We start from the raw sequence: 2,361 nt of genomic DNA on the forward strand, positions 1-2,361 counted from the left end.
AGCTTACGTTGCCCGACACAAAATGGCCCATTCGATCTCCGCCCATTCAAAACAAGAAAAGTACTGCATTTTAGCCTGAATTCAGCGCAATGTATTGAGATTGATTCTGCTGCGCGGCCAAGAATCGCGATAGTGATGCAAAAAAAGGCAATTATAAAAAACAAACCTTAAAATACAGTTATTTAGATATTGGCTTTTTGCAAACAGTAGGCGGTTGTCACAGCAAAAAATAACGACTTGCCTCAATATAACTACTCGGATGTCAAAATTTATGCTCGACAAATGCCAGTGAATACGGAATCTTAACCGGTATTCTACAACTTCACTGAATGATATCCTTTTTCCTATGAATGCTGTTGTTATTGCCGTCAGTATTATGCTCTTGCTGAGCCTGATGCGGGTAAACGTCGTGATTGCGCTGACATTTTCAGCCATTATCGGCGGCCTGCTAAGTGGCATGAGTCTGACACAAACAGTTGAAACGTTTACCGGTGGTCTGGGTGGCGGTGCTGAAATTGCCCTGAGCTACGCCATGCTGGGTACGTTTGCTGTCGCGATTTCCCGCTCCGGTATTACCGATGTTTTGGCACAATATGTCATCAAACGTCTTGGCCGTGAAGCCAGCGCCAATAAGGTGTTCTGGTTCAAGTATATGCTGCTGCTGGCCATTACCCTGATTGCGATTTCTTCGCAAAACGCCATCCCTATCCACATTGCGTTTATCCCTATTCTGATCCCGCCGTTGCTGCATGTGATGGCACAGTTGAAGTTAGATCGCCGCGCTGTGGCTTGTGCCATTACCTTTGGCTTGACCGCGCCGTACATGATCTTGCCGGTGGGTTTTGGCGGTATTTTCCTCAACAACATTTTGCTGCAAAACCTGAATAACAATGGCCTGAGTGTTACTGCAGCTCAAGTTCCTAGCGCGATGGCGCTGCCAGTTGCCGGTATGGTGGTGGGTTTGTTCACCGCACTCTTCATCAGCTACCGCAAGCCTCGTCATTACGATGTTGAGAAAATTCTGGCTGCCGAGCCTGAGAAAAAAGAAATCCAAACGCGTCATTTGTGGGTTGCCGGCGTTGCGATTTTAGGTGCCCTGAGTGTGCAGCTGTACACGAACTCCATCATTCTGGGTGCGCTGATGGGCTTTATCGTGTTCATCGTTGGCGGCGTGATCAACTGGCGTGACACGCAAGATGTGTTTAGCCGTGGCGTACAGATGATGGCGATGATTGGCTTTATCATGATTACCGCATCTGGCTTTGCCGCTGTCATGAAGGCCACCGGTAGCGTGGAAACGCTGGTGCATTCCATTACCGATGTGATTGGTCATAACCGCGCGCTGGGTGCGTTCCTGATGCTGGTTGTAGGTTTACTGATCACTATGGGGATCGGCTCCTCCTTCTCGACCGTACCGATCATTGCCACCATCTATGTGCCACTGTGCATTTCGTTTGGCTTTTCGCCAATGGCGACTATCGCGCTGGTTGGTGTAGCAGGCGCACTCGGCGATGCGGGCTCACCGGCCTCTGACTCCACATTGGGCCCAACATCTGGCCTGAACATGGATGATCAGCACGACCACATCTGGGATACCGTAGTGCCAACCTTTATTCACTACAACATCCCACTGCTGATTTTCGGCTGGATTGCCGCCATGATTTTGTAATTACGAAGACATTAATTACAACGTTCGTGCAAGAAAAAGCCGCTAACATGCGAAGTGTTAGCGGCCTTTTTAGATCACGGTTTCTGCTGCGTGCTGTTATGTGACAGTTGTTTGCTCTGCGCCGTAGGCCACAACCAAAATTTGAATAACCGCGTATACCACGGCAACAGTAGGTATGAAACGAACAGTACCGTTAATCCGGTAATAAACAAAAAGATCACCGGAGTGACCCAGTGCAGATGCAAACTGTGGATCAAATACGAAAAAATCTGTACTGAGGGATAGATCGCCAACCACGTTAAGAACACCATTTTGTGCCGGTTCGGTGGTCTACTGGAGGTCAGTTCTGGCAACGTAAACCAAATCTCTTGCCCACGCTGAATCTCCACTTCACTGCCTGTACTCAATTTTTCCATAGGCACAGTCCAGCGGCGACGTAATCCCGAATTAAGCCACGCCTGATACTGTTCGCGCGACGCAAAGTTAAACGTCACTTTAAACTCCGGCTGCGCTTGATCTGGACGCACGACCCTCGCGCCCAGAAATCCAGCAAATGACTGCGTATCATGCAGCAAATGCTCCACCAATTTTTCAAATGCAAACTCATTCCCGGGGATCACTTTATGACTGATCACCGAGGAGATAATGTGATGATTTTCTTCCACATGTCACCCGTGGTACTTGATGTGCAC

At 48.7% G+C, this 2,361-nt stretch carries 2 protein-coding genes; one reads left to right on the forward strand and one right to left on the reverse strand.

Going from position 1 to position 2,361, the window contains the following annotated elements; genetic code table 11:
* Positions 1-346: 346 nt before the first annotated feature.
* Positions 347-1,669, forward strand: a complete 1,323-nt coding sequence (locus ACRC27_RS02160; protein WP_010863796.1) for a Na+/H+ antiporter family protein — start codon at positions 347-349, stop codon at positions 1,667-1,669.
* A 74-nt stretch (positions 1,670-1,743) separates the two neighbouring features.
* Here ACRC27_RS02160 and ACRC27_RS02165 read toward each other — a convergent pair whose 3' ends face one another.
* Entirely contained in the window at positions 1,744-2,334 is a 591-nt protein-coding gene (locus ACRC27_RS02165; protein WP_438639084.1) for an antibiotic biosynthesis monooxygenase, read from the reverse strand.
* Positions 2,335-2,361: the final 27 nt, after the last annotated feature.

Source organism: Plesiomonas sp., from assembly GCF_051650925.1.
Taxonomy (GTDB): domain Bacteria; phylum Pseudomonadota; class Gammaproteobacteria; order Enterobacterales; family CAMTGL01; genus Plesiomonas.

Excerpts from the sequence above, each read along its gene's own strand:
- ACRC27_RS02160 (WP_010863796.1), top strand. The coding sequence starts at position 347 with ATGAATGCTGTTGTTATTGCCGTCAGTATTATGCTCTTGCTGAGCCTG.